Source organism: Paraburkholderia sp. SIMBA_053 (assembly GCF_046534895.1).
Taxonomy (GTDB): domain Bacteria; phylum Pseudomonadota; class Gammaproteobacteria; order Burkholderiales; family Burkholderiaceae; genus Paraburkholderia; species Paraburkholderia caledonica.
In genome coordinates this window covers 1-357 of record NZ_JAWRXU010000238.1, presented here as the reverse complement: position 1 = coordinate 357, position 357 = coordinate 1, and the positions used below count along the sequence as shown (strand labels likewise).

The 357-nt window shown below is 52.1% G+C and carries 1 protein-coding gene; it reads left to right on the top strand.

Annotation, left to right across the window (positions count from 1 at the left end; all coding sequences use genetic code 11):
- The coding region (locus SB753_RS35435; RefSeq protein ID WP_410804743.1) for a hypothetical protein at positions 1 to 357 on the top strand (357 nt) is incomplete at both ends.

Below are 357 nucleotides of genomic sequence, written 5' to 3'. Positions count from 1 at the left end.
AAACCGCATGTGTTAAAAGAAACAGGCCAGTTTTTTCATCGCTTGCTGGATTGGCACCAAAAAGAGCCCAGCAAGGCTGAAGAGAGCCTAACCACCTTGCGAAACCATATACAGCGCAGTACGGGACATATCGTGCTCCCCGATGCAGACGCTATCAATCGCGTACGTGGGCTATTGCGCCCGCTGCGCTGCTTTCAACATACATATCTAGTTGTTGAAGTCACTGCTAATGCGAAGGCAAAGCGTGTTAAGCAGCACTGGTCAAACGCGACGAATATTCCTCACCCACGTATTGAGCTGATACCAACGCCCTCACCTTCGGGCCACACGCGCTACTGGTACGGAAACGCCCACCTC